The sequence below is a fragment of the Peribacillus sp. P4_C12 genome (assembly GCF_056402095.1).
In genome coordinates this window covers 1-987 of record NZ_JBFUIB010000937.1, presented here as the reverse complement: position 1 = coordinate 987, position 987 = coordinate 1, and the positions used below count along the sequence as shown (strand labels likewise).

Annotated in this window: 1 protein-coding gene; it reads left to right on the top strand. The window is 39.9% G+C overall.

Going from position 1 to position 987, the window contains the following annotated elements:
- Positions 1-161 precede the first annotated feature (161 nt).
- Positions 162-987 (top strand): 2Fe-2S iron-sulfur cluster-binding protein (locus tag AC1DUW_RS30405; protein ID WP_477644387.1); only part of this gene is annotated, 826 nt, incomplete at its 3' end.

Here is a 987-nt window from a genome sequence, read left to right as displayed (position 1 = left end):
GCCTTAATGTCCTGTTTTTTTTATTATATGTGGTGAGAAGGATTACTAGTAGGATAAAAACTGCTTAGTTATTAGCCCGCCATAAAATAGATTGTGTGTTGCATTTGCACAATTTATTTTATGGCGGGCTTTTTTGATTTTTAAAAAAAGGAGAATTTAAAATGGCAGAAATAGTCCTAGTAAAAATTAATGGACAGCAACATGAAGTAGAGCAGGGGACTCGAATTCTTGATTACCTCTTGGAACAAGGAGTAGAGCACCCCCATATTTGTTATTCAGAAGTTTTAGGTCCCATTCAAACCTGTGATACCKGTATGTGTGAAATTGATGGGAAAATTATGAGGGCGTGCTCGACTGAAATTGAGGATGGAATGAATATTTTGACTTCCTCAGAACGGGCCAAAACTGCACAAACAGAAGCGATGGACCGTATTTTGGAGAATCACTTACTGTATTGTACGGTTTGTGACAATAACAATGGAAATTGTCGTGTTCATAACACAGCAGAGTTGTTGGAAATTGAACATCAAACTCGTCCATACCGAGAAAAAGGATACGAAGTGGATATGTCACATCCTTTTTACAGATACGATCCGGACCAATGTATCCTTTGCGGACGCTGCGTAGAAGTATGTCAAGACCTACAGGTGAATGAAACTCTATCTATCGATTGGGAACGTGAAATCCCACGTGTAATGTGGGATGATGGTAAATCCATCAATGAATCTTCTTGTGTATCTTGCGGACAGTGTGCGACAGTTTGTCCATGTAACGCCYTAATGGAAAAATCAATGTTGGGCGAAGCTGGGCTTATGACAGCCATTCCGAAGGATTTGTTAAACCCAATGGTTGATCTCATTAAAGAAGTCGAACCGGACTATAAAACAATCTTTGCCCTATCAGAAGTAGAAGCAGCCGCGCGGGATACACGTACGAAAAAAACGAAAACAGTTTGTACATTCTGTGGGGTAGGATGTTCATTTGAAG